Origin of the sequence: Pseudomonas sp. NFACC08-1, from assembly GCF_900106735.1 — a bacterium.
Lineage (GTDB): Bacteria > Pseudomonadota > Gammaproteobacteria > Pseudomonadales > Pseudomonadaceae > Aquipseudomonas > Aquipseudomonas fluorescens_Q.
This window is the reverse complement of sequence record NZ_FNNL01000007.1, coordinates 17,037-44,015: the sequence shown is the minus strand read 5'-3', so window position 1 is coordinate 44,015 and position 26,979 is coordinate 17,037. Positions and strand designations below refer to the sequence as shown.

At 59.3% G+C, this 26,979-nt stretch carries 20 protein-coding genes; 7 read left to right on the top strand and 13 right to left on the bottom strand.

Annotated features, from left to right (window positions below; genetic code table 11):
• Nucleotides 1-27: 27 nt before the first annotated feature.
• Nucleotides 28-2,340: a 5-methyltetrahydropteroyltriglutamate--homocysteine S-methyltransferase gene (metE, locus tag BLU76_RS15800; protein ID WP_092223434.1), complete on the bottom strand. Its 2,313-nt coding sequence runs from the start codon at nucleotides 2,338-2,340 to the stop codon at nucleotides 28-30.
• Between the two features lie 109 nt (nucleotides 2,341-2,449).
• Between metE and metR the strand changes: the two genes are divergently transcribed.
• Nucleotides 2,450-3,367 carry a transcriptional regulator MetR gene (metR, locus tag BLU76_RS15795; RefSeq protein ID WP_063324568.1) on the top strand — a complete coding sequence of 306 codons (918 nt, stop codon included), beginning with the start codon at nucleotides 2,450-2,452 and terminating at the stop codon, nucleotides 3,365-3,367.
• Between the two features lie 365 nt (nucleotides 3,368-3,732).
• Here the strand turns inward: metR and BLU76_RS15785 are convergent, their stop codons facing one another.
• The 4 genes from BLU76_RS15785 to BLU76_RS15770 form a co-directional block, all read right to left on the bottom strand.
• Nucleotides 3,733-4,230 carry a GNAT family N-acetyltransferase gene (locus BLU76_RS15785; RefSeq protein ID WP_092223430.1) on the bottom strand — a complete coding sequence of 166 codons (498 nt, stop codon included), beginning with the start codon at nucleotides 4,228-4,230 and terminating at the stop codon, nucleotides 3,733-3,735.
• Complete coding sequence (locus BLU76_RS15780; protein ID WP_063324566.1) at nucleotides 4,227-4,865, bottom strand: LysE family translocator; 639 nt, start codon at nucleotides 4,863-4,865, stop codon at nucleotides 4,227-4,229. Before BLU76_RS15780 ends, BLU76_RS15785 begins: the two co-directional genes overlap by 4 nt.
• Before the next feature lie 24 nt (nucleotides 4,866-4,889).
• Nucleotides 4,890-5,306: an NUDIX hydrolase gene (locus BLU76_RS15775; RefSeq protein ID WP_092223428.1), complete on the bottom strand. Its 417-nt coding sequence runs from the start codon at nucleotides 5,304-5,306 to the stop codon at nucleotides 4,890-4,892.
• Nucleotides 5,307-5,649: 343 nt separating this feature from the next.
• The gene (locus tag BLU76_RS15770) at nucleotides 5,650-7,017 is read right to left on the bottom strand and encodes a response regulator c-di-GMP phosphodiesterase, NosR family (protein ID WP_092146948.1); all 1,368 of its coding nucleotides are present in this window, start codon (nucleotides 7,015-7,017) and stop codon (nucleotides 5,650-5,652) included.
• Nucleotides 7,018-7,245: 228 nt separating this feature from the next.
• On the opposite strand from BLU76_RS15770, the gene BLU76_RS15765 reads away from it, so the two are divergent.
• The 6 genes from BLU76_RS15765 (at nucleotide 7,246) to BLU76_RS15740 (ending at nucleotide 17,535) form a co-directional block, all read left to right on the top strand.
• Nucleotides 7,246-9,537: a GGDEF/EAL domain-containing response regulator gene (locus BLU76_RS15765; protein ID WP_092146946.1), complete on the top strand. Its 2,292-nt coding sequence runs from the start codon at nucleotides 7,246-7,248 to the stop codon at nucleotides 9,535-9,537.
• Nucleotides 9,534-11,408 carry a putative bifunctional diguanylate cyclase/phosphodiesterase gene (locus BLU76_RS15760; RefSeq protein ID WP_092146944.1) on the top strand — a complete coding sequence of 625 codons (1,875 nt, stop codon included), beginning with the start codon at nucleotides 9,534-9,536 and terminating at the stop codon, nucleotides 11,406-11,408. Before BLU76_RS15765 ends, BLU76_RS15760 begins: the two co-directional genes overlap by 4 nt.
• Nucleotides 11,409-11,450: 42 nt before the next feature.
• Nucleotides 11,451-12,410 carry a cytochrome-c peroxidase gene (locus BLU76_RS15755; protein ID WP_092223426.1) on the top strand — a complete coding sequence of 320 codons (960 nt, stop codon included), beginning with the start codon at nucleotides 11,451-11,453 and terminating at the stop codon, nucleotides 12,408-12,410.
• Entirely contained in the window at nucleotides 12,407-14,209 is a 1,803-nt protein-coding gene (locus BLU76_RS15750) for a DAHL domain-containing protein (protein ID WP_092223424.1), read from the top strand. The genes BLU76_RS15755 and BLU76_RS15750 overlap by 4 nt, the downstream gene beginning before the upstream one ends.
• The gene (locus tag BLU76_RS15745) at nucleotides 14,206-15,612 is read left to right on the top strand and encodes an ATP-binding protein (protein ID WP_092146938.1); all 1,407 of its coding nucleotides are present in this window, start codon (nucleotides 14,206-14,208) and stop codon (nucleotides 15,610-15,612) included. Before BLU76_RS15750 ends, BLU76_RS15745 begins: the two co-directional genes overlap by 4 nt.
• Nucleotides 15,613-15,915: 303 nt before the next feature.
• Nucleotides 15,916-17,535, top strand: a complete 1,620-nt coding sequence (locus tag BLU76_RS15740) for an FMN-binding glutamate synthase family protein (RefSeq protein WP_092223422.1) — start codon at nucleotides 15,916-15,918, stop codon at nucleotides 17,533-17,535.
• Between the two features lie 41 nt (nucleotides 17,536-17,576).
• Here the strand turns inward: BLU76_RS15740 and BLU76_RS15735 are convergent, their stop codons facing one another.
• From BLU76_RS15735 to BLU76_RS15695, 8 genes are all read right to left on the bottom strand, one after another.
• On the bottom strand, nucleotides 17,577-19,022 hold the full coding sequence (locus tag BLU76_RS15735) for a glycosyltransferase family 39 protein (protein WP_092223420.1): 1,446 nt from the start codon (nucleotides 19,020-19,022) through the stop codon (nucleotides 17,577-17,579).
• Entirely contained in the window at nucleotides 19,019-19,963 is a 945-nt protein-coding gene (locus BLU76_RS15730; RefSeq protein WP_092223418.1) for a lysylphosphatidylglycerol synthase transmembrane domain-containing protein, read from the bottom strand. The genes BLU76_RS15735 and BLU76_RS15730 overlap by 4 nt, the downstream gene beginning before the upstream one ends.
• Nucleotides 19,960-20,703, bottom strand: coding sequence for an SDR family oxidoreductase (locus tag BLU76_RS15725; protein ID WP_092223416.1), 744 nt, complete (start codon nucleotides 20,701-20,703; stop codon nucleotides 19,960-19,962). The genes BLU76_RS15730 and BLU76_RS15725 overlap by 4 nt, the downstream gene beginning before the upstream one ends.
• Nucleotides 20,700-22,016: an FAD-binding oxidoreductase gene (locus tag BLU76_RS15720; RefSeq protein ID WP_092223414.1), complete on the bottom strand. Its 1,317-nt coding sequence runs from the start codon at nucleotides 22,014-22,016 to the stop codon at nucleotides 20,700-20,702. The genes BLU76_RS15725 and BLU76_RS15720 overlap by 4 nt, the downstream gene beginning before the upstream one ends.
• A gap of 55 nt (nucleotides 22,017-22,071) precedes the next feature.
• On the bottom strand, nucleotides 22,072-23,541 hold the full coding sequence (locus tag BLU76_RS15715) for a UbiA family prenyltransferase (protein WP_092223412.1): 1,470 nt from the start codon (nucleotides 23,539-23,541) through the stop codon (nucleotides 22,072-22,074).
• Complete coding sequence (locus BLU76_RS15710) at nucleotides 23,538-23,903, bottom strand: GtrA family protein (RefSeq protein WP_092223409.1); 366 nt, start codon at nucleotides 23,901-23,903, stop codon at nucleotides 23,538-23,540. Before BLU76_RS15710 ends, BLU76_RS15715 begins: the two co-directional genes overlap by 4 nt.
• A gap of 169 nt (nucleotides 23,904-24,072) precedes the next feature.
• Nucleotides 24,073-25,494, bottom strand: a complete 1,422-nt coding sequence (locus BLU76_RS15705; RefSeq protein WP_092223407.1) for an amino acid permease — start codon at nucleotides 25,492-25,494, stop codon at nucleotides 24,073-24,075.
• Between the two features lie 737 nt (nucleotides 25,495-26,231).
• Entirely contained in the window at nucleotides 26,232-26,690 is a 459-nt protein-coding gene (locus BLU76_RS15695) for an REP-associated tyrosine transposase (RefSeq protein ID WP_092223403.1), read from the bottom strand.
• Nucleotides 26,691-26,979: the final 289 nt, after the last annotated feature.

The window sequence follows — 26,979 nt, the reverse complement described above, 5'->3', positions numbered from 1 at the left end:
CACAGGGGGTGCAAATCTCGTAGGACCTCAGGCCAACTGACTGCGCAACTGCCGCGCCGCCGCCACCATGTTCACCAGCGCCGCTTCCGTTTCCGGCCAGCCCCGGGTTTTCAACCCACAGTCGGGGTTGATCCACAACCGCTCGGCGGCGATCCGTTTTACCGCCTTGCTCATCAGCGCAACCATCTCGGCCGTGTCCGGCACCCGTGGCGAGTGGATGTCGTAGACGCCCGGGCCGATGTCGTTCGGGTAGTCGAACGCCTCGAAAGCCTCCAGCAATTCCATGTCCGAACGCGAGGTCTCGATGGTGATGACATCGGCGTCCATGTCGGCGATGGCCTTGATCACGTCGTTGAATTCGCTGTAGCACATGTGGGTATGGATCTGGGTTTCATCAGCCACCCCCGACGCGCACAAACGGAACGCGTCAACCGCCCAGTCCAGGTACTCCTGCCATTGCCCGCGACGCAGCGGCAACCCTTCGCGGAACGCCGCCTCGTCGATCTGCACAATCTTGATCCCGGCCTTTTCCAGGTCCAGCACTTCGTCCCGCAGGGCCAGGGCCAGTTGTCGGGCCTGGACCTGGCGCGACACGTCTTCACGGGGGAACGACCACATCAGCATGGTCACGGGGCCGGTGAGCATGCCTTTCATGATCTTGTCGGTCAGGCTTTGCGCGTAGCGGATCCAGTCGACGGTCATGGCGCTCGGCCGACTGATGTCGCCATAGATGATCGCCGGTTTCACGCAGCGCGAACCGTAGCTCTGCACCCAACCGAAACGGGTGAAGACGTAGCCGTCCAGGTGCTCGGCGAAGTATTCCACCATGTCGTTGCGCTCGGCTTCACCGTGCACCAGCACGTCCAGGCCCAGGCGTTCCTGGATCTGCACGGCATGGCGGATCTCGGTGTGCATGGCGTCCTGATAGTCATTGGCCGACAGCTTGCCTTGCTTGTAGGCCTGACGCGCCAGGCGAATCGCCGGGGTCTGCGGGAAGGAGCCGATGGTGGTGGTGGGAAAGGCAGGCAGTTTCAGACGGGCGCGCTGGCGTTCGATGCGCTTGGCAAACGGCGAGCGCCGCTGACTGTCCTGTGGCCCGATTGCCGCCAGGCGCGCCTGGACCGCGGGTTTGTGAATGCGCGCCGAACGGGCGCGACTGGCCTGCACCTCGCGGCTGTCGGCCAAGGCCTGTTGCACAGCGGGCGCGTGTGGATCGTTCAGGGCATCGCGCAGCACCGCGACTTCACCACACTTCTGCACGGCAAAGGCCAGCCAGCTCTTGAGTTCCGGATCGAGGCGGTCTTCACGCTCCAGGTCCACCGGGCTGTGCAACAGCGAGCATGAGGTGCTGACCCAGAGGTTGTCGCCAAAGCGCTCCTGGGCCGGTTGCAGCTGCGCCAGCGCCTGTTCCAGTTCACAGCGCCAGACGTTGCGGCCATTGACCAGGCCCACCGACAGAATCTTGTAGGTCGGCAGGCGGTCCAGCACCTGGCCCAGTTGTTCCGGGGCGCGCACCGCGTCGATGTGCAAGCCATCCACCGGCAGGCTCACCGCCAGGCCGAGGTTGTCTTGCAGGCCACTGAAATAGGTGGCCACGAGTTTTTTCAGCGGCGAGTACTGGAGGATGTGATAAGCCCGCTCGAAAGCGCTCTTCCAGGCTTGAGGCAGGTCGAGGGTGAGGATCGGTTCGTCGATCTGCACCCACTCCACGCCCTGGGCCTTGAGACGGTTGAGAATTTCCCCATAGATGGGCAGCAGGCGCTCCAGCAGGCCGAGCTTGTCGAACGCCTCGCCCTTGGCCTTGCCCAGCCACAAGTAGGTCAACGGGCCAATGATTACCGGTTTGACCTGATGACCCAAGGCATGGGCCTCGTCCACTTCATCGAACAACTGTTCCCAGCTCAGGGCGAAGGTCTGGTCGGCGGAAAACTCCGGGACCAGGTAGTGGTAGTTGGTGTCGAACCACTTGGTCAGCTCCTGGGCGTATTGCGCCTGGCCGTGGTCGGCCCCGCAGCAACTGGCCGTGGCGCCACGAGCCATGGCGAACAGGGTGTCGAGGGTCGGCCGGCCCTGGGCATTCAAGGTGCTGTGGAAACGCTGTGGCACGACGCCCAGAGTCAGGGAGTGGCTGAGCACTTGGTCGTACCAGGCAAAGTCCCCGACGGACAGCAGGTCGATGCCGGCGTCTTTCTGCAATTGCCAGTGCCGGGCCCGCAGTTCGCGACCCACCGCCTGCAACGCGGCCGGGGCCAGGTCACCTTTCCAGTAGGCTTCGAGGGCTTTTTTCAGTTCGCGGTCGGCGCCGATGCGAGGGAAACCGAGAGTGTGGGCCAGGGCCATGGTGTGCGTCCTCCTGTAAAAGATGGCGCCATTGTCGACAGCCGACCCTACATGAGACAAACTCAACCTTTTCGTGTTGATCACAAGTTTTACTCATGGAGCAATTCCGGTGCTTGAACTCCGTCACCTCAAGACCCTGCACGCCCTGCGCGAAGCCGACAGCCTGGTCGAAGCCGCCGAACGCCTGCACCTGACCCAGTCCGCCCTCTCCCACCAGTTCAAGGAACTGGAAGAGCGCCTGGGCATGCCGTTGTTCGTGCGCAAGACCAAGCCGGTACGGTTCACCAGCGCCGGCCTGCGCCTGTTGCAACTGGCCGATGCCGCCCTGCCCTTGCTGCGTGGCGCCGAACGGGACATCGCCCGCCTGGCTGGCGGCACCGCCGGACGGCTGCACATGGCCATCGAGTGCCATAGCTGCTTCCAGTGGTTGATGCCGACCATCGACCAATTCCGCGATGCCTGGCCGGAAGTCGAGCTGGACCTGGCCTCGGGCTTCGCTTTCGCGCCGTTGCCAGCCCTGGCCCGGGGCGACCTCGACCTGGTGGTGACCTCCGACCCGCTGGAGCTGGCCGGCATCACCTACGTGCCATTGTTCACCTACGAAGCGATGCTCGCCGTGGCCAACCAGCATCGACTGGCGGGCAAGCCCTACATCGTGCCCGAGGACCTGATTAGCGAAACCCTGATCACCTACCCGGTGGAGCGCGACCGGCTGGACATCTTCACCCGTTTCCTGGAACCGGCCGATATCGAACCGGCCCAGGTGCGTACCTCTGAACTGACGGTGATGATGATGCAACTGGTGGCCAGCGGTCGCGGTGTCTGCGGCATGCCGCACTGGGCCCTGCATGAATACAGCTCGCGGGGTTACGTGAAGGCCAAGCGGCTGGGGGAGAAAGGCTTGTTTGCCACGCTCTACGCGGCGGTGCGCACCGACATGCTCGACGCGCCGTACATGCGCGACTTTTTGCTGACGGCCAAGGACACGTCGTTTTCCACGTTGGACGGGGTCAGTGCCGTGCGCTGACTGCTTTTTGTGGCGAGGGAGCTTGCTCCCGCTGGGCTGCGCAGCAGCCCCCTCTGAAGCTCACTCAATCAACCTGATCCACCGTGTCGCCGGGTTCTAGGGCCGCTGCGCGCCCCAGCGGGAGCAAGCTCCCTCGCCACAGGGAATTGGGCACGGCGTGGGTTAAAGGAATGCCTCGAATCAGTGTCAGTCTCAAGAGCCAATCGGTTGGTCGACCGGGATGCTTTTGAGCTTTTGAGCTTTTGTGGCGAGGGAGCTTGCTCCCGCTGGGCTGCGCAGCGCCCACCTGAAAAGGGGCTGCTGCGCAGCCCAGCGGGAGCAAGCTCCCTCGCCACAAAAAAGCTCAACAGTCATGGCCGGTTGGTTTACAGCTCGAGCCACATGTGGATTTTGTCGAGGAACTCATCCTCCACGCGGATCGCCATCGGTTCGAGGCCGTACAGGACGAAGCCGCAGCGCTGGTAGAGCTTGACCGCCGGGCCGTTGCCGGCGGTGACGGTCAGTTGCACCAGGCGCAGGAAGGGATGACGCCGGGCTTCGGCGAGGGCGGCTTGGACCAGTTGGTAGCCGAGCCCACGATGGCGATGTTCATCGGCGACGTACATGCCGAACAGCAGCGCCTTGTGCCGGGCTTTTTCCCGGGGCTCCAGGGCCAGGCCGACGATGCCGACCAGCTCTTGCTCGACAAACGCCCCCAGCAGCACATCGAGCCGACTGCCCAGGCGTGACTCCCACCAGTTGATAGGCAACTTGGCCCGCTCGGTGACGCTGGAGGTGAAGGCCTGGTGATGCAGTGCGTATGCCTGCAGCATCAGTTGGCGATACGCCTGGGCATCGCCGGCCCTCAACCGTCGGATGCTCACGCCGAACGCCGTTGCTCAAACATCAGGCGCAACGCCAGCGCACCGAGGACAAACCCCATGAAGTAGCGCTGCGCCGCCAGCCAGGTCGGGTTGTGGACGAACCATGAGGCAATGCCGGCAGCGAACAGGGCAATCAGCAGGTTGACGCTGAAACTGACGCTGATCTGGGTCAGGCCCAGGATAATGCTCTGGGTGAACAGCGAACCGTGTTCCGGGCTGATGAACTGCGGGAACACCGACAGGTAGAACACCGCGATCTTGGGGTTCAGGGCGCTGGTGAAAAAACCCATGGTGATCAACTTGCGTGTCGAGTCCGCTGGCAACTGCTGTGCCTCGAAGGGCGAACGCGCGCCCGGCTTGACCGCCTGCCAGGCCAGCCACAACAGGTACAGCGCACCGGCCCATTTCAATACTTCATAGGCCATGGGCACCGCCAGGAACACCGCCGTCAATCCGGCGGCCGCGGCGAACATATGCACGAAGAACCCCGCCACCACCCCCAGCAGGGAGGTGACGCCGGCCTTGCGACCCTGGCAGATCGAACGGGAGATCAGGTAGATCATGTTCGGGCCGGGCGTCAGTACCATCAGCAACGCGGCAGCGGCGAAAATCAACAGGTCCGGCAATGGAATCATGGGCATCAGTCCTTGAGGCGTGAATCAGCAGGTAGCTAGAAGTGTCGTTCGATAAAACGGCAGGATCACCTCGCCTGTCAACGGTGCCAGCAAAAGATTGCTGGCGCCGGCCGGGTCGATCCAGCACACCTCTTCAATTTCGGCTGCCGGCGAAACCGGGGCATCGATGCTCAGCAAAAATACCTCGGCCTGCACGATAAACCCCGGCTCGTTGGCCGCCGGAGCGCTGAACACGCCCAGGTAACGGGCCTGTGCCGGGTCGATCTGCAACCCAAGCTCCTCTTCCAGCTCCCGGGCCAGCGCCTGCACCGGCTGTTCATGGGCCTCGATCTTGCCGCCCGGCTGCATGAAGGCCCGGGTGCCGCGCTTGCGCACCAGCAGGGTTCGCCCGTCCGGCCCGAGCAACAGGGCGGCGGCGATGCGGATGAGGGAAGTGGTCATGATGAGTCAAAGCCTTGGGCAGAAAAATGCCAGGGAGATTACAGACCACGGTGGCAGGGAGCAAAGCCTGGCCCCAGTTTCAGGACCCACGCTTCCCCTTGTGGGAGCGCAATGCTGTTCACTTAAGGCAGTAGATGAATCTGTGGCGAGGGGATTTATCCCCGCTGGTCTGCGAAGCAGCCCCAAAAAAGCTTCAGACATGACTTTTGCCTGACACACCGAGTGTTCAGGTTTGGGGGCTGCTTCGCAGCCCAGCGGGGATAAATCCCCTCGCCACAATGATTCAACCATCCTTAAGTGAACAGCATTGCCTTGTGGGAGCGATGGCGTCGTCCGATCCGCGTCACCCCAAAATCGGCTTCGGCGCCGTAGGGTCGGCCTGCTCTTCGGGGATCTTGACGAACACGCTGTACCGGGCCCCTTCCATCGCTTCGAAGGCGATGAGCTTTTCCACCAGCGGGCCGCTCAGGACCTTGCCGGCGTTGAGCAGCAGCATGCCGTTGTCAGCGTTGAGGTTGCGGGCCAGGATCATGCCGGGCATCAGTTCGCGGGTGGTCTTGACCTCTACCGTCGGGTCGGACAGGGTCACGTCCTCCAAGTATTCCCCACAGGCCTTGATGAAATCCTCGACCATGTCCGGGTCGTACAGCTTGCCGGCGTACTTGCGGATGTAGACCAGCGCTTCGTCGCTGTTCATCTGCCGCTCCAGGATCAACCCGCGCTGCAGCTCGATGAAGTCCACCGCCAGTTTCAACAGCCTCGAACCGAACGGAATGGCCTCGCCCCTGAGGTGCTCGGGGAAGCCGCTGCCGTCCCAACGCTCCTGGTGATGGCGAATGATCCGCGCCGCATCCTTCATCGGGTCCAGGGTCATCAGCAGCGATTCGCTCTGCTTCGGATAGGCCCGATAGAGCTCAAGTTCGTTGTGGTGCAGCAAGTCGGCAGGCGTGACCATCATGTTGTCGGTCCAGCTCAGCTTGCCGATGTTGTAGAGCGCCGCGGCCATGGTCAGGTCGCGGTCGGTGGACTCATCGAGGAAATGCAGCCGGCTATAGACCCTGATCAACTCGATGATCTGCCGGTTGGTCTGCTTGGCCTTGGGCAGGCGCAGGTTGGCGATCAGCGAAAACACTTCGGTGCTGGTCACATAACTGCGCTTGAGCTCGTCATAGGCCAAATCGAGCATGTCGGCGGTCTGCTGCAGCTCGGAGGTGCGCGACGCCACGCGTTTTTCCAGGGTGGCGTTAAGGGTCTTGAGTTGCTGGTTCTGCTCGCGATTCAGCGCTTCGAGGCGCTGGCGCTCGCTTTCGGAATGCTGGTGGGACAGGGCCTGGCGCAAGGCCTGCACCAGTTCCTCATCGTTCCAGGGCTTGCTGAGGTAGCGATAGAGTTGCCCCTCGTTGATGGCCTTGGTCATCATGTCCACATCGGCATAACCGGTGAGCAGGATGCGCAAGGTCGATGGGTACAGCTTGCGGATCTCGGCCAGCAGCGTGGCGCCATCCATGTTCGGCATGCGCGCATCGGTCATCACCAGGTCGACCGGCCGCTCCTTGAGAATTTCCAGGGCCCTGGCGCCACTGTCGGCCAGCAGGATCTCGTACGGCTGGCTGCGCAATAGCCGACGCAGGCTATTGAGGATCGACTCTTCGTCATCGACCAACAGCACCGATGGCTTCCTTACCGGAACATCCGGCGATTGATCTTCCATTTGAAACCCCCCTCCTATTCACGACAACCGTTCTACCTTACCCCCGAAATACAGGCTAGTAGATTGCGAACATTTAGACACATTTGCCATCACTGACCGAGCGTATCCCGATGAGACGACTATGCTGTATCCCATGAAGGGCCATGTACAGGCCGAATACTCATGCCAGCGAAAGGGATATCAGATGTTTCCAGGGTTCTATAGTCAGCATCAAAACGGTGCACGGCCATGAGCCTGCCGTTGGATAAAACTAATCGGCGAATCCTGATTGTCGACGACACGCCGACTATCCATGAGGATTTCCGCAAGATCCTCAGCCCCGAGGCGAACACCCAGGACAGCCTGAGCAGCGCCGAAGAGGCCTTGTTCGGCTCGCCCGTGGCGGTTTCTGGTGCGAGTTTCGTGCTCGATTCGGCATTCCAGGGCATGGAGGCCCTGAACAAGGTCGAAACGGCGCTGGCCCAGGGGCAACCCTTCGCCATGGCGTTCATCGACATGCGCATGCCGCCGGGCTGGGACGGCCTGGAAACCATCGAGCGGCTGTGGCGCGCCGACCCCAAGCTGCAAGTCGCCCTGTGCACCGCTTACTCGGACTATTCCTGGGAAGACATTGCCGATCGCCTTGAACTGGGCGACCGCCTGCTCATCCTGAAAAAACCCTTCGACGCCATCGAGATCCGCCAGATGGCCAGTACCTTGACCGTCAAATGGCAAATGACCGAAGACGCGGCGCTGAAAATGGACATGCTCGAGCGCGCAGTCGAGGAACGCACCCGCGAACTGGCCGACGCCAACATCATCGTGCAGAACAGCCCGACCATTCTCTATCGCCTGCGGGGCGAGCCGCCGTTCGCATTGATGTACATCTCCCACAACATCACCAAGTTCGGCCATTCCGCAGCGCAACTGACCAACTCGCCGGACTGGGCGCAAACCCTGATCCACCCCGACGACCAGGAGAAGGTCCATGAGGCCATGGTCCGCGTTCTGGACCGCGACACCGCAGGGGCATCCATCGAGTTCCGCATGCACACCGGCGACGACACGTACCGCTGGGTAGAGAACCGCTACATCCCGGTGCGCAACGAGCAAGGCCTGTTGCTGGAAATAGAAGGCATCATCCTCGACATTACCGAGCGCAAGCTGGCCGAAGAGAAAATCGCCCTGCTGGCCCGCACCGACGGCCTGACCGGGCTGGCCAACCGCGCCACCATGATCGAGCGCCTGCACCAGGCCTTCGCCGCCGCTCGTCGGGGTGCGGCGCCGTTTGCGATGTTCTACCTGGACCTGGACCACTTCAAACGGATCAACGACACCCTGGGTCACCCCATCGGCGACCTGCTGTTGCAGGAAGTCGCCACACGGATCAAGGCCTGCACCCGGGAAAACGACGTGGTGGCGCGCCTGGGCGGCGACGAGTTCGCCCTCCTGCAACTGGACGTCCATGAAGCGACCCATTGCGCCGCGCTGGCGGGCAAGATCCGCGATGCCCTCGTGGCACCGTACTCCCTGGACGGCAACGACGTGCGGATCTCGGTGAGCATCGGCATCGCCCTGTACACCCCGCAGAGCCTGAGTGCCGACAGCCTGATGGCGCAGTCCGACATGGCCCTGTACCGCTCCAAGGAAAAGGGCCGCAACCAGTACCATTTCCATAACGAGGAAATTAACCAGGAAGTCACCGACCGGGTCGCCCTGGCCAACGATCTGCGCCAAGCCATCGAAAACCAGGAACTGCACCTGCACTACCTGCCGGAAGTCGACCTCGGCACCGGCAAGATCCTCGGCATGGGCGTGCAAGTGCGCTGGAACCACCCCCAACGTGGCTGGCTGGAGCCGGCGGTCTTCATGCCCGCCGCCGAGAAAACCGGGATCATCATTGGCCTGGGGCATTGGGTGCTGGACCAGGCTTGCCAACAAATGCGCCAGTGGCGCGACCAGGGCATGGCGCCCCCGGTAATCGCCATCGACCTGTCCCTGACCCAGCTCAAGACCGGCCCGGAACTGATCTACGACGTGCTGCGCACCACCGCGCGCTGGGAACTGGCGCCCTGGGACCTGCGCTTCGACGTCACCGAAGCCACCCTGGCCCAGACCAAGTGGACCCACAACGACGTGCTGCCGCGCCTCTGCGAGTTGGGCGTGCAGATCGCCATCGATGACTTCGGCACCGAGTACTCTTCGTTCGATTACCTCAAGACTTACCGGGTCAATCACCTCAAGCTCGCCCAGCGTTTCCTCGACAGCGCCAACGCCGATCCCGAGAATGCCACGACGTTGCGGGCGATCATCAACTTCGCCCGGGACGTGGGCATCGGGATCATTGCCGAGGGCGTCGAAACCCAGGAGCAACGCACCACGCTGATGTCCAGCGGCGGCGCGATGCAGGCCCAGGGGCATTACTTCAGCACCGTGGTCGACAGCGGCCAGGCCGCCGAACTGCTCAAGGCCGGCACCATCGTTCCGGCGACAGACCACTGGACCCGACCAGCGAGCGAGCTATCGGAGAGCAATCCATGAACCCGATGTCGGTACCTGCCAACCGGCGAATCCTGGTGGTGGACGACACACCGGCGATCCACCAGGACTTTCGCAAGATCCTCAGCCCCAGCGCCGGCAGCGATGACTCACTGGACGACACCGAGAGCCTGCTGTTCGGCACCCCACAGGTCAGCCGGCTGCAATTTCAGATCGACTCGGCCTACCAGGGCGAAGAGGCGCTGGAACTGGTCAAGCGCGCCCAGGCCGAAGGCCAGCCCTATGCGATGGTGTTCGCTGACATGCGCATGCCACCGGGCTGGGACGGCCTGCAAACCATCGAGCGGCTGTGGGAAGCCGACCCGCGCCTGCAAATCGCCCTGTGCACGGCGTTCTCGGATTACTCCTGGGAAACCATGTCCGAACGGATCGAGTTCGACGATCAGTTGCTGATCCTCAAGAAACCCTTCGACACCCTGGAAATCCGCCAGATGGCCAGCGCCATGACTTGGAAGTGGCAGCTGGCCCAGGATGCGGCGAGGAAAATGCGCAGCCTGGAGCGCACGATCGAAGAACGCGTCCAGGAATTGCTCAAGGTATCCCACCTGCTGCAATACGACGTGCTCACCGAGTTGCCCAACAGCATGTTGCTCGGCGATCGCCTGACCCAGGCCATGGCCCAGTGCCGCCGGCACGACCGGCAGCTGGCGGTGATGTTCATCGGCCTGGACCGCTTCAAGCGCATCAATAACGCGCTGGGCCATCCCGTGGGCGATGAAATGCTCAAGCGAGTGGCCCGGGCACTGGCGACCGTGGTGCGTGAATCCGATTCGGTGTTTCGCTACGGTTCCGATGAATTCGTGGTGGTGCTGGGAGACATCGTCGACCCGCAGCAGACCAAAGGCGTGGCCGACAAACTGCTGGCGGCCATCAGTTCCCCGCAACCCATCGACGGCCATGACCTGACCGTCACCGCGAGCCTGGGCATCAGCGTGTACCCCTCCGACGGTTTCGACGCCGTGGCGCTGATCAAGAAAGCCGAGACAGCGATGCGCAACGTCAAGGAAACCGGCCCCAACGACTACCGGTTTTTCACCGAAGACATGAACCGCCGGGCGCGACAGCAACAGACTATCGAATCCGGCCTGCGCCTGGGCCTGCAACGCAAGGAGTTCGTGCTGCATTACCAACCCAAGCTCGACCTCAAGAGCGGCAAGGTGGTCGGTGTCGAGGCGCTGGTGCGCTGGAACAGGCCGGATCATGGCCTGGTCTATCCGTCGGATTTCATTCCGGTGGCCGAGGACAGCGGCCTGATCGTTCCGCTGAGCCAATGGGTGCTTCAGGAAGCCTGCCAGCAGGCGTGTCGCTGGCAAGCCCAGGGCATGCGCCCGCTGTACCTGTCGGTGAACGTCTCGGCCATCGATTTTCGCCAGCGCGGCTTCGTCGAAGGCATCGCCCGCACCCTCAAGGAAACCGGCTTGGCTCCGACACAGTTAGAACTGGAGATCACCGAAAGTGTACTGATGCAGAACGTCGATACCACGGTAGCCATCCTCAAGGCCATCAAGCAGCTAGGCATTCGCCTGGCCATCGACGACTTCGGCACCGGCTATTCGAGCCTGAGCTACCTGCAGAAATTTCCGGTGGATGTGTTGAAGATCGACCAGTCGTTCGTCGGTGACCTGAGCATCGACAGCAACGACGCCAAGCTGGTGAGCACCATCATCAGCCTGGGCAAGAGCCTGAACCTGCACATCATTGCCGAAGGTGTGGAAACCCTCGAACAGTTGGAATTTCTCAAGAAGCACCATTGCGAGGAGGTCCAGGGTTATTACTTCAGCAAGGCCGTCGAACCGCAGGCCTTCGCCGACTGGATGACCGAGTGGGAAAAACGCCAGAACCCGTTTTCGTGAACACCTGAGTGTTATCAACCAAAGTTTCAAGGAAAGCATCCCATGGCGTTACATGGACTGATTCTGGCTCTCGGCCTACTCGTGGGATCAAGCGTGACCGCTCACGCCGAGCCACTGGACGAACCCCTCAAACCCCTGCCACCGGCTCCGGCCCTGGACCCCAAGCGCGTCCAACTGGGGTTGCGGCTGTTCAATGACCCGCGGCTGTCGGTCAACAACACCCTGTCCTGTGCCAGTTGCCATCGCCTGGACAAGGGCGGTGCCGACGACAAGCCGTTCTCCCTGGGCTTCGACGGCAAGCCGGTGGAGGTCAATACGCCGACCGTGTTCAATGCCGGCCTGAACTTCCACCAGTTCTGGGATGGTCGCGTCGACACGTTGGAAGAACAGGTCCACGCAGTCGTGACCAGCCCGGCGGAAATGGGCAGCACCTGGGAATCGGTCGTCAAGCGCATCGCCAATGACCCCGGTTATGCCAAGGACTTCAAGGACGCGTATCCCGACGGCGTGACCAAGCCCAATATCCAGGGCGCACTGGCGGATTACGAGCGCACCTTGCAGACACCCAATTCGCGCTTCGACCAATACCTGCTGGGCAATACCGACATCCTCACGCCCCGGGAAAAGTTCGGTTACCAGCGCTTCAAGGAGTACGGCTGCATCGCCTGCCACCAAGGCGTGAACATCGGCGGCAACATGTTCCAGAAGTTCGGGGTGATGGGCGACTACATCAAGGATCGGGGCAACCCTACCCGAGCCGACGAAGGACGCTTCAACATCACTGGCGATGAAGCCGACCGCCAGGTCTTCAAGGTGCCCAGCCTGCGCAATGTGGCCGTCACCGCCCCGTATTTCCATGACGCGTCGGCCCCGACCCTGGAACGCGCGGTGGAGATCATGTTCAAGTACCAACTGGGGCGTGAGCCCCTCAAGAACGATACGACCCTGATCGTCGAGTTCCTCAAGACGCTGACCGGTGAATCGGAGGGCAAGCCCCTATGACCACTCTCCGTCGCCTCGGCCTTGCGTTCATCGGCCTGTTGCTGGCATCGGTCCTGCTGTTCATGTACATCAATTCAGGGGCCCAGCAGGCCGCCTCGTACATTGAGTCCCGGGATCTGATTCGCCTGCTCAAGCAGCAGGACGCCATCTGGGACAACGAAGTGCTCAAGTCGCGGATCGCCCTGACCCAAAACTACGATCCCCTGGTCACGCCCCTGCATGAAATGGCGCGCCTGTGGCAGCGTCTCGACGCCATCGAATCGGAGCCCGGACGCCACAAGCCGTCACTCTGGGAAGCCCAGCGCGACGAGTACCTCAAGGCGGTCAAGGAAAAGACCCGGTTGGTGGAACAGTTCAAATCCCACAACGCGGTGCTGCGCAACTCCATGGCCTTCCTGCCCTCCGCCGAGGACGACATCCAGGCCCAGTTCGCCCGGCTGGCCGACACGGAGCGCCTGCAACTGCAAAACGTCGCCATCGACACCTACGACCTGTTGCTCAGCAGCATGGAGTTCGCCCAGTTGAGCACCAGCGAGGTAGCCGCCGAAGTGCTGCTGGGCCTGAACCGGCTGGACATCAACAAGGAGCGCATGCCCCAGGGGCTTCAAGGCCCTGTTGACATCCTGAGCAGGCACATCGCGCTGATCCTGCGCGAACAACCGCGGGTCAATGAGCTGTTAGCGGCCATCGAAGCGATCCCCGTGTCCGGACACCTGGACACCATTACTGACCTGTTGGAGAAAGACCAGAGCAAAGCCGCGGCCAAGTACGAACGTAACCATGTCTACCTGCTGGTGTTCGCCACGTTCCTGGTCTTGATACTGATCTGGCTGGCGATCCGGCTGGTACGCAGTTTCGCCGAGATCAAAAGGGTCAACAACGCTCTGCAAAGCGCCAACGATGAACTGGAACAGCGGGTTGAAGAACGGACCCGCCAGCTCAAGGACACCCAGAGCGAATTGATGGACACCGCCCGCCAGGCCGGCATGGCGGAAATCGCCACCAACGTGTTGCACAACGTCGGCAACGTCCTCAACAGCGTGAACATCTCCGCCGACCTGGTCAGCCGCAAACTGCGCAGTAGCAAGGCCCAGGGGCTGGGCAAGGCGATGCAACTGATCAACGAACACGCCGATAACCTCGGGCACTTTTTCACCGAAGACGCCAAAGGCAAGCTGCTGCCCGGTTACCTCAACCAACTGGTCGAGGCCATCGCGCTCGAGCAACAGGGCATGACCGACGAACTGGCCCAGTTGAGCAAGAGCGTGGACCACATCAAGGACATCGTTTCCACCCAGCAATCCTATGCCGGGGCCAACAGCCTGCTGGAACCCTTGGTGGTCAGCGAACTGCTCGAAGATGCCTTGCGCATGAATTCGGGCGCCCTGACCCGTCACCATGTTACGGTGATCAAGGAATACGGCGATGTGCCGCGGATCATGGGTGACAAACACCGCTTGCTGTTGATCCTGATCAACCTGATCAGCAACGCCAAATACGCCATGGCGGGGGTTTCCAATCATGCGCGAAACATGACCCTGAAGGCTGCCGTCGTCGATGGCCAGACCCTGCAAATCAGCGTCAAGGACGAAGGCGAAGGTATCCCGGAGGAAAACATGACGCGCATCTTCGCCCACGGTTTTACCACGCGTAAGGAAGGCCACGGCTTTGGCCTGCACAGTTGCGCATTGGCGGCCATTGAAATGGAAGGCCGCCTCACCGCCCACAGTGAGGGGCCAGGCAGGGGGGCGACGTTCCAACTGCAACTGCCCCTGAAACTTGCAGAAGGTGAGCCATGAATAGCATGAGTAACCGCCGCATCCTGTTGATCGACGATACACCCGCCATTCATGAAGATTTCCGCAAGATCCTCACCCCGGAGGATGACAGCAACGCTGACTTGCTGGACATGGAAAGCGCGCTGTTCGGCGAAGCACCAAAACCTGCTGCCACCGTGTTCGAACTCGACTCGGCCTATGGCGGGATGGAAGGCCTGAACAAGTTGCTGGAGGCATCGGCAAAAGGGCGTCCTTATGCCCTGGCCTTTGTCGACATGCGCATGCCCGAAGGCTGGGATGGCGCCAAGACCATCGAAGAACTCTGGAAGCGCGACCCGCAGTTGCAAGTGGTGGTCTGCACCGCCTATTCGGATTATTCCTGGGATGAACTGCTCGACCGTCTGAACGGCCACGACCGTTTGCTGATCTTGAAAAAACCGTTCGACAACATCGAAGTCCAGCAGATGGCCAACACCCTGACCACCAAATGGGAAATGACCTCCCGCGCGGAACTGAAAATGAACAAGCTCGAAGACCTGGTGGAACAACGGACCCAGGCGTTCAAACAGGCCAGCGAGCTGCTGCAAATGGAAATCGACGAACGCAAGATGCTGGAAACCCAACTGGTGCAATCGGAAAAGCTCGCCTCGCTGGGACAGTTGGCGGCTGGGGTGGCCCATGAAATCAACAACCCGATCGGTTTCATTTCTTCCAACCTGGGTGCATTGGACGGCTACTTCGGCAAACTCCAGGAAATGCTCAGCGCCTACGGCAGCGCCGAGGGGGCCATCGCCTCGCCGGAGCTGGTGGTGCAATTGCGCAAGCTGCGCGAACAGGTGGAGCTGGACTTTCTCGTCGAGGACATTCCCCTGCTGATCAAGGAGTCCAAGGATGGCATTGGCCGGGTCGGGCAGATCGTCAAGGACCTGAAGGACTTCTCTCGCGTCGATTCCAGCCAGGAATGGCAGATGGCCAATTTGCAGCAGGGCATGGATTCGACGTTGAACATCGTCGCCAATGAAATCAAATACAAGGCCGACGTGGTCAAGGAGTACACGCCGTTGCCGGAAGTGGAATGCCTGCCGTCGCAGATCAACCAGGTGATCATGAACCTGATCGTCAACGCCGCCCAGGCCATCGGCCCCGAGCGCGGCACCATCACCCTGCGCAACGGCGTTGGTGATGAAACCGTATGGATCGAAGTCGCCGACAACGGCTCGGGCATCCCCCCCGATACCCTGCAGAAAATCTTCGACCCGTTCTTCACCACCAAACCCATCGGCCAGGGCACAGGGCTCGGGCTGTCGTTGTCCTACGGCATCGTGAAAAAACACCACGGCGAAATCACGGTACGCAGCGAAGTCGGCGTCGGCACCACCTTCCGCGTGGAATTACCGTTGCGGCAGATGAAGCAGGCGGGCTGACAGGCGCGGTGCAACCACGTTCTTGTGGAAGGAAATTCATCAATGGCAGGGAAGTTTACCTGTGGCAGGGAGTTTCCTGTGGCGAGGGGATTTATCCCCGCTGGGCTGCGAAGCAGCCCCCAAACCAGGCAACTCGGTGCGCCAGGTAGATTGAGTTCGCTGCTTTAGGGGGCTGCTCCGCAGCCCAGCGGGGATAAATCCCCTCGCCACAGATCCCCTCACCACAGATAAGTGCCCTCCCCACAGACCTAATATTCCTGAGTACCATATCCCCCCATCAACCGCTCCCCCTAAGGAAACCGCATGAGCCTGTCGCTGCTGAGCCGTTACGCCTTCTTCGCCGGCTGTGTCATCTTCACCCTCGCCAGCCTGCCATTCCTGCAACACGACTGGCTCTGGCCGATGGCACTGGTGACGGGGCTGTTAAGCCTGCTGGGGCTGTTCGACCTGCTGCAAAGCCGCCACGCGGTGCGGCGCAACTATCCGATCCTGGGCAACATCCGCTACCTGGTCGAAGGCATCCGCCCGGAGATCCGCCAGTACCTGCTCGAATCCGACAGCGAGGCCCTGCCCTTCTCCCGGGCCCAACGTTCGCTGGTGTACTCCCGGGCCAAGAACGAAAGCGCCGACAAACCCTTCGGCACCCTGATCGACGTCTACCAGACCGGCTTCGAATTCATCGGCCATTCCATGCGCCCGGCACCGTTGAGCGATCCCAGCGGTTTTCGCGTGACGGTCGGCGGCCCGCAGTGCACCCAGCCGTACTCAGCGTCGGTGTTCAACATCTCGGCGATGAGTTTCGGCTCCCTGAGCGCCAATGCGATCCGGGCGTTGAACCAAGGCGCCAAGTTGGGCAACTTCGCCCACGACACCGGTGAAGGCAGCATCAGCCCCTACCATCGCGAACACGGCGGCGACCTGACCTGGGAACTGGGCAGCGGTTATTTCGGCTGCCGCACCAGCGACGGGCGCTTCGACCCGGAACGCTTCGCCGTCCAGGCGCAGAACCCGCAGGTGCGGATGATTGAAATCAAGATGAGCCAGGGCGCCAAACCCGGCCACGGCGGGATCCTGCCCAAGCACAAGGTCACCCGGGAAATCGCCGAGACCCGGGGCATCCTCATGGGCGAGGATTGTGTTTCGCCGTCACGTCACAGCGCGTTTTCCACGCCGATAGAACTGATGCAGTTCGTCCAGCAACTGCGCGAACTGTCCGGCGGCAAACCGGTGGGCTTCAAATTCTGCCTGGGCCATCCCTGGGAATTCATGGGCATCGCCAAGGCCATGCTGGAAAGCGGAATCCTCCCCGACTTCATCGTGGTGGACGGCAAGGAAGGCGGTACGGGCGCGGCGCCAGTGGAATTCACCGACCACATCGGCGTGCCGCTGCGCGAGGGCCTGCTGTTCGTGCACAACACCCTGGTGGGCCTGAACCTGCGGGACAAGATCAAGCTCGGCGCCAGCGGCAAGATCGTCAGCGCCTTCGACATCGCCAGCGTCCTGGCCATCGGCGCCGACTGGGCCAACGCCGCGCGCGGCTTCATGTTCGCCATCGGCTGCATCCAGTCCCAAAGCTGCCACACCAACAAATGCCCCACCGGCGTCGCCACCCAAGACACCCTGCGCCAGCGCGCCCTGGTCGTACCGGATAAAGCCCAACGGGTCTACAACTTCCACCGCAACACCCTCAAGGCCCTGGCCGAAATGCTCGCCGCCGCCGGGCTTGAGCATCCTTCGCAGTTGCAGCCCAAGCATTTGGTACGACGCATGTCCGCCACTGAGATCAAGCTGTTTTCGCAGTTGCATGTGTTTTTGAAACCGGGGGAATTGCTCACTGGGGAGGTGAATGGGGAGTTTTATTCGCGGATGTGGCAGATGGCGCGGGCGGATAGTTTTGAGGCGAGAGAAATCGCTGCGGCCTAATCTTGCGCAACACTGAATTGCTGTGTTGCTGCAACCGCCATTCATTTTGGATCAAACTGATACTCAGTTAATGATGAGTTACCGACTATCTCTTTCCTGACCAATTTAAAATGATGTTTTTTCATATACTCCACATCAGCCTCAAATATGCCGCTCGTATTAAAAAAACAAATTCCCAGTGGTTCTTCAGCAGACTCAATATCCCTCTCCATCACACGAACACTATTTATTTTTAATGGCAAATCAAGAATCTTGGCATACCCTTGAGCCTCCACAGATACTCCCGAGTAAATTGAACGACCTGCGCATCGATCAACCATCATCCTTAGAACATCTCGCATCAGGCTTTTTGGGGGCAGTTGATTTTCAAAGCTATGAACAGGTTTATCCGCGGTATACAATGGTGTCATTGAAAAACAAAAAAAGGCAATGATCACACTATAAAAAAACACTTTATCGCGGACAAGACTGAGACCATATCCTGTCATGATCAAAAGCGCAGGCAAAACAACAATAAGATTGCGCATTGTCAATACAGGCTGAATGTAAATCGAGCGCACATAGGGAACCATCACGCAAACACCCACCCATAAAACTAATACCCATAAAGCTTCTTTCCTCTCTGTATCTCTCACTAGCTTCACAAGCCCCAACGCCATTAAAATCGCGGCAATGATGGAAAGTGATGCATTTCCAAAATACAACGTGAACAACTGAATAAAAAATGAGTCCTGCGGTGCAGGTATCCAAAACCCCTGCCGCCCAAGATTATTCTCGATGTATCCAGCACTCGGAAGTAGCGTCAGGAAAACAATCGCTCCCACCGTTAAAAATTTCAACATCATTTTCACTTGAAAAGCTTTTCGACCATAAATCAGAAAAAACAACCCAACCTGGGCGCCTACCGGCAAAAGCCCAAAGTAGTGAGTATTCACCAGCATTGCCATGACCAACGCATATAACACAACATTCAAGCTCGTAGGACTGCGCAAGAGCGAAATAAAAAATACAAATGAAAGCACAGCCAAAAGAACCAGCAACGCATACGACCTGGTTTCTTGAGAGTAAGTGATAAAATAAAAATTTACAGCCACTAACCATGAACAAATCAGCCCTGTGCGCCTATTGATCATCTGCCATCCGAGACAAAAAACACTTGGAATCAATAGAACACCAATAAAAACCGACAGATATCTCCCACTCATTTCAGTGTAGCCAAAAACCTTATAAAACAACCATAAAAGCACCTGATAGAAAGGTGGATGTACATCTATCAATGTTCTTTTATAAACGTCTATAAAGCTATTATTCGGATCACTGGTCGCTACGCTGAATGCTTCATCTACCCAAAGACCATTAACATCAATATTATGCAACCGCAAATAGCAACCGAAGAGCACTGCCCCTGCCAGGGGAAGATAAGCCGGCCATTTTTTGGTGCTCTGCCCAACGCTCATTTCTGACCTCGATTTCAGTGTCCAATTCATGATTTTTCTCGACCGATCAAGATTGCAGCCCCCAACCCCACCGCCAGCCACAACGTCACCAACCGCAACAAAACCGTCGCCGCTATCGCACTCGGCATGGCAACGCCGCCAGACGCCAGCAAAGCCACCATTACCGCTTCGGCACCGCCCAACCCGCCGGGCATGAAACTCAGCGCACCCGCCAGCATGGAAACGGCATAAATGAACATGGCAGAGGTCAGGGATACGTCCGCTTCCATGGCCTTCAAGATCCAGTAGAACGCCAACACTTCGAGCCCCCAGGCCATGAGGCTCAACAGCGTCGCGCCTACCTGGCGGCGTGGGGTGTGGCAATTGCGGGTCTGGTGCAACACTTGGATGACATAGTGCAACCATCGGGAGATCCAGCTGCGTTCCCGGTCGATGCGCCGCTCGATGCTGCCGACCAGCGCTGGATGGGCCACCAGCAGTACGCCGCACGCCAGCAGCACCAGACTGGTGATGATCAACGGCAACCATTGAGGATGAACACTCAAGCCCAATAGCGCCAAAACCACCATCGCCAGCAGATCCGAAAGCCGCTCACTGAGCAACGCGGCAAAACTGTGTGCGTAAGGCACATTGCAGCGTCTTAGCAGAACGCCACGCAACGCTTCACCAGCCTTTCCTGGCGTCGTGGTCAGGGCAAATCCCGCCAGGTAGATTTTCAGGCTAGGCCAGCAGGGCAGTGAATGTCCCAGGGCATTGAGGTAAACCTGCCAACGCCAGAAACGCAGCCCATAGCCAAGCAGAACCAAGGCGACAATAGATGTCCCATGCCACCACCCGACCTGACTGATCGCCCTGCTCACCGCCGACCAGCCGCCCCAGAGGGAAATACCCAGGTACGCCAGGGCCGAACAGACCACCGAACCGATCAAGACCCGATAACGCCACCCGGAGAGCATCGGGACCTGGCTCACAGGTTTAGCCTTTTGAACAGTGACTGCGGCAATGCCCGTATCAAACACATGATCAGCGCCCAGAAAGCGGGCACATAAAGGACCGACACCTTGCGCTCGATGCCTGCGACTATTCGCCGGGCGACGACCTCCGGCTGCGCAACCAGAAATGCCGGCAATGCCAAACCCTGGGTCATCGGCGTATCGATAAAACCGGGTTTGATGGTGATAACGTGCGCGCCCGCCTTGAACAGCCGTGCCCGCAGCCCTTCGCAAAACGTGGAAACAGCCGCTTTGGCCGAGCCATACACATAGTTGGAGGGGCGCCCCCGGTCCCCCGCGACGGAAGAGATGACCGCCAGCGTGCCGTTGCGCTGGGCGACCAACTGGTTTGCCACCAACGTCAATAATGCGATCACCGTGCTGCCGTTATTGGCGAACTCGGCCATTGCCATCTCGACATCCCGTTCGCACGCGGATTGATCGGGCAACGTGCCGTAGGCGATCAGGCAGATATCCACCGTGTGCAGCGTTTCCAGGCATCGCTCCAGCATGGCGCGATGCAGGGCAATGTCGTCATTGGCGTCCATGATGTAGGGCACCGCCGCGCTCGCGCCTCGTGCGCGCAGGTCCGCACAGGTTTGTTGTAGTTTTTGCTCACCTCTGGCGACCAGAAAAAACTCGCTCCCCTCGCCTGCCCAGAGCCGGGCGCAGGCATTGGCGATGGTTGAAGTCGCTCCCACAATCAGTATTTTTTTCATTGAGTGACTCGCCGCCAGAAACGGGACATCAATGCCGGGTCGCGCATGGCTTCCAATTGCTCCCAGGCGGGATAGGCTCGCTGAAAAAAGCTGGCGCTCATATGCGCATCCTTGGCCGGATACAAGCGGCCATCGGCCTCATGAACAATGGCGTCCAGATGCGGCAGCAATGTGGTGCTCAAGGCGCGGTTCTGAGGAAAATCCAACGCCAGCGACGTTCCAGGCATCGGAAAGGACAACAATCCTGGAGAGGTGATATCGCCACAACGCTTGAGTACTGCCAGGAAAGAACCCATGCCGCTCCGGGCAATGACGTTGAGCAACTCTGCCAGGGCGTCTTCGGCTACCGCTTGCGGCAATACACACTGAAACTGTTGAAATCCCTTGCGTCCATAGATTCGGTTCCAGCGCTCGATACCATCCAGCGGATAGAAAAACGGGCTGTAGGCAATCGTCTGGGTTTTCCTGCTCGTCGGCTGCATGTGCCAATAACAACGGTTGAACACGCTCACCATGAGTGGGTTGACCAGGGATACCGGCGGCCGGACGGGCATATGCATGGCGCGAGCGGTCGGGACTTCGAGGGGTCCACTTTCGCAGTGAGCACCGAAGGTAATGACACCACGTCCCGATGCAGGTCCCGTGGCCAGGCAATCAATCCAGGCCACACTGTATTCATGCAAAGAATCGAGTTCTGCCGACAGGGCGAAGAACTCGCTCAATCGACCAAATCGCACCCGAGTCGTTTCGATCCGACTGGACTGGATTCTGCGCAGGCGAATACTGACCCAACTGATAATACCCGTCAGACCCAATCCACCGATTGTGGCCGCAAACCATTGGGGATTTTCCGTTGGCGAACACACCATCGCCGGTTGCTCGGACCTGTGCAGGCCAAAGCGCAAAACCGAATGGGCAAACGTCCCACGGCAATGGTGATTCTTGCCATGAACATCGTTAGCCACCGCCCCGCCCAGCGTCACATGGCGGGTTCCAGGCGTAACTTGCAAAAACCACCCGCGAGGAACAGCCAGCTGCAGCACTTCACCCAGGGTGACACCTGCCTCGGCGCAAACTTCTCCCGTTTGCCAATTGGCCTCGATGAACCGGTTCAAGGGACGCACGTGGACTACATGATCGCTGCCGGCCAGGCAACTGTCGCCATAGCTGCGGCCATTGCCGAACGGTAATGTCGAGCCATGTGCAATGGTCACTCGCCGCCACTGTTCATCGAGATCATTTCGCCAGGCACAAGGATGAGCGGCTTGCGGTTCAGCGGGGTATCGCCCCCACGAATTCAAGAGGAGTTTCATCGCTGGCACGATTGCGAGATATCAATGAGCCGGCCTCCGGCATCACGGCAGTCGTTCATGTCGCACTCCAGAAAACAAGACAAAACAGTGCGCCCACGATCAAGCTCCATCGGTCCTTGAGCGCAAATACCAGCGGATCATCTTTCATCAACCCGCGATGAGTGAGGATCCAGACTCGGGTAATCCAGAACAGCAACAAGGGGCAGGCAAGCCAAATGATTTGAGGGTGGTCGTATAGCGCGACAGTCGCGCCGTCGCGGATGTAGAGCGCCAGCACCATCACCGCGAGATAGCCTGAGGCCGCGCCTAACGATGACAGCATTGCCATATCGGCAGGGTAGTAATCCCGGCCACTGGTTTTATCGGTACGACCACTGCGCGAGACAACAAGCAGTTCGGTGTAGCGTTTGACCAGCGCAAGGCTCAGGAAAATAAACATGGAAAACGCTAGCATCCAGGCCGTCAGTTCCAGATTGAATACCGCGCCACCCGCAATGATTCGTAGCGTGTAGAGCAACGCCAACGTGACCACGTCCAGTGTCATGACCCGCTTTAACTTAAGCGAATAGGCCAGGGTCAAAACATAGTAGAACGCCAACACCACGACAAATTGCGGAGGCAGCCACCACCAGGCGCCCCCCAGGGATACGATCAACAGCAGAGGACAAACCATCAGGCCGGATTTAATCGAAAGCTGCCCGCTGGCAAAGGGCCTGGTGCATTTGGTTGGATGCCCGCGATCGTCTTCCAGATCCAGCAAGTCGTTAAGTACATAGACGCCGGATGCACATAACCCGAAGAACAGAAATGCCAGCAGGCCATGCCAGAACAACAGCGGATTAGCGATCTGATGCGCGGCCAGTAAAGGCACGAAAATCAGCGCATTCTTTACCCACTGATGAATGCGCAACGCCTTGCGCCAAGCGCCGAACCCCGTCACACCAGAACGGATCGGTTGCACAATGTTGTCTAGACTTTTGACCCCGAGCAAGACAGACGCCGAGGCATTGACAACATAGGCATATCTGGCAGAACGCCAGATTTTCAGATCTTCCAGTGAATTGCCGACGTAATCGAATCCTCGTTCACCGAACTGCTCGATCAATAAATCACGCTTGTGATGACCTGACAGATTGCACTCCAGCCGGGTCGCGAATATGTCGTCGAACATCTGCAAATGCTCGCCGATCCGCCGCGCCAATGAGTGATAGCTGGCAGTGGCCAGCACGATTTTGCGCCCCTGGCGGCGCTGCTCCTCAATCATGGCCAGCACGTCGGGGTCGTAAGGCAGCAGGCTGACATCGATATACGTCGATTGAGCCAGTTGTTTCTTCAGGTACGCCTTGCCTTGAGCGAGCCAACCCAAAAGGCTGAGGCATCGCCACGGTTGACTACGAACGAAAGCCATCATGCATTCAAAAAGCACATCGGACTTGAGGAGCGTTCCGTCCAGATCGACGACGAAGGGAATCACAGACCCAGGACTTTTAACGGTTGGCTGCAAGGCTTGCTGAGACGTGCTCATGTCCGATGATGACCATGAAGCCATTTAAACCGGAAAAAGCCGTACCCCATCGACAAACTCAGCAATGAATATGAAACCAGGGTCGTCCACCCAGGAGAATTCCAGGCATCACCGATCGAGCCGATACCATAACTCAAGGCGCCCATCACGCCATTCAACAACACATACCCGCGCCATGACTCCCCAGGCTCGAAGATGTAAAGCGCATTCAAATAAAACGAAAACGCCGCAGCCACACAAAACGCCGCGAGGTTACTGGTCGCTTGGGGTAGTCCAGCAGCGCCGTAGCACACAAAAAACACCTGCCAATGAATCAATCCATTAACAAGCGCGATAACCAGCAAAGCAGGAAAATCTTTCATCGTGATGCCTTGCCATATCCCAAGTGGCGGGCTTTAAAGCTATGCCATGGTACCGGACCGATCTACTGTCAGAACTTACAGGTCAAACACTGATTTCGACGGACGGTCAGTCACCCCCAAAAAAAAGCCCCGGTCATCTGACCGAGGCTCTCTTTACATCACCCTCAACTTACGAAGCTGAACGCACCGCCCCCTGCCCATCACCGGTCGGTTGCAACTTGAAGGCGTAAAACAACACCGTCAGCAACACCAGGAACGCTGGGCCGACATACAGCGCCACGCGAGTGTCCGGGAAGTACGCCATCAGGCCCACCACCAGCACCAGGAACGCCAGCGCCAGGTATGAGCTGACCGGGTACAGCCACATGCGATATTTCAGCGCCGCACGTTCCGAAGCGCTCAGGCTTTTACGGAATTTGAGCTGGGCCAGCAGGATCATCACCCAGGTCCAGATCGCGCCGAAGGTGGCGATGGAGGTCACCCAGACAAAGACTTTCTCTGGCACCAGGTAATTGAGCAGCACGCCCAGCAGCAACGCGGCGATGGACAACAGCAAGGCGCGGCGCGGCACGCCGTTGGCCGAAGTGGTGGCAAAACCGGCCGGGGCCTGGCCATTCTGCGCCAGGCTGTAGAGCATCCGCCCGGTGCTGAAGATGCCGCCGTTACAGGACGACAGCGCGGCGGTGATCACCACGAAGTTGATGATGCCGGCGGCAGTCTTGATGCCCAGGCGCTCGAAGGTCATCACGAACGGGCTGCCCTGGGTGCCGATCTCGTTCCACGGGTAGATCGACAGGATCACGAACAGCGCGCCGACGTAGAACAGCAGGATCCGCCAGAACACCGAGCCGATGGCGTTGGGGATGGTTTTCTGTGGGTTCTTCGCTTCGCCGGCGGTCAGGCCGATCATCTCCACGCCCAGGTAGGCGAACATCACCATCTGCAGGGACATCAGCACACCCTGCACGCCGTTGGGCATGAAACCGCCGTGGGTCCAGAGGTTGGAAATGCCCAAGGCCACGCCGTCGTTGCCGAACCCGAAGGCGATGATGCCGACGCCGCCGATGACCATGGCGATGATGGTGACGATCTTGATCAGGGCGAACCAGAATTCGAACTCACCGAAGGCCTTGACCGCGATCAGGTTGATCGAGCCCATGCTGACCAAGGCGGCCAGGGCCCAGATCCAGCGGGGCACGTCGGGGAACCAGATGCCCATGTACACCGCCACCGCGGTGATCTCCGCCACACAGGTCACCAGCCACAGGAACCAGTAGTTCCAACCGGTCAGGAAGCCGGCTAGCGGGCCGAGGTAGTCCTGGGCATAGCGGCTGAACGAGCCGGCGACCGGGTTGTGCACGGCCATCTCGCCGAGGGCGCGCATGATCACCAGGATCGCCAGGCCGCCAATGATGTAGGACAGCATGATCGCCGGGCCGGCCATTTCAATGGCCTTGGCCGAGCCGAGGAACAGCCCGACACCGATGCAGGCGCCAAGCGCCATCAGGCGGATGTGCCGCTCACCGAGCTCACGTTTGAGCGGACCACCCTGAGCGGTCTCGCCATGGGGCAGATGATTGCCGACAGCCATAGGGATACAACCTCGTCTTGTTATTGGATTGACCACCGAGTCTCCAAAGCCGCAGGTCGATAAGCCTGCCACTTTGCCGAAACCGGTCTGTTTCGTGGACAGACCGTCCTGTAGAACAACGCCCTCAGGATCAGCGGGCCGTGCAGTATAAAAAGCCAGGGATAGAGAGATTCACTGTAAAACCGGGGAAATTCAGGGAGAAACCTCAGTAGAAACCGGGTTTATGGAGATGCATTATCTGGACGACAGACCTTTCCGAAAGCGCCGCCGAGTATTGCACAGGGAGGGTGCAGCGTCATGTCTGGGCGCGGGGCGATGGCTCTGGCACAAGGCTTTCAGGCATCGCAGCCCTGTAGTGAGGATTCCCCTGTGACAAGGGGTTCACTTGTGGCAAGGGATACACCTGTGGCAAGGGATACACCTGTGGCGAGGGGATTTATCCCCGCTGGGCTGCGCAGCAGCCCCCTACGGCATCCAGGTATGTCTGAAAGATCCAGTTGTCTGCATTGGGGCTGCTTCGCAGCCCAGCGGGGATAAATCCCCTCGCCACAATAACCTCACCATCACAGATAACCTCACCATCACAGATAACCTCACCATCACAGATAACCTCACCATCACAGATAACCTCACCATCACAGATAATCTCCCCCATCGCAGATTAAATCTTTATCAGATAATTCTCCTCACCACAGGGAATCCGTGTTCCTCGGTCCAGACAGGGAGCATGAGGCGCTTCAAGGCCATGCAGTATCCCAGAGAGGGTAATCGCCAATACATTCCACCAGCCCAGCCCGTAGCGGATTATCAATGATGTAGTCGGCGAAGGGCCGCAGCTCTTCATTGTCACGAATCGCGCGATCATGGAAGCCGCTTTGCCAAAGCGGGCCAGAGGTTTTACTCATGTTATTGACGCGATGGGTGCATCGAGCTTTGGTGGCACCGATGACACGACTCAGATGGCCGTCGTGGAGTTGCAGCAACCAGTGAAAATGATCCGGCATCACCACCCAGGCTAAAGAGTTCACCAGGCCAGAATCATGGGCGTATTTGAATTCTGTAACCAACAATCTTCCAACCTTCCAGTTGGAAAAAACAGGACGGCGCTGATGAGTAACGGCTGTCACCAGATAGGCGCGTCCCTGCTCCGAATAACGTCCTCGACGCAGGCGATGTGAATTGGGGCGTGGATGCATTCCTTACTTCCTTTATGAGGGTTTGGATGCAGCGTAGCCATGCTGTTGGTTGATCGACGCTGAGAAGGTCGAGCGAATATTCCGAAGTGGTCGTAGTACTTGTGGCTAGGACATTTATCTGTGACAGGGGATGTGTCTGTGGCAGGAATGTATCTGTGACAGGGGATGTGTCTGTGACAGGAATGTATCTGTGACAAGACATTTATCTGTGGCGAGGGGATTTATCCCCGCTGGGCTGCACAGCAGCCCCCAACTGCAACCCCGATATGCCTGGATAATCGTGTTGTCT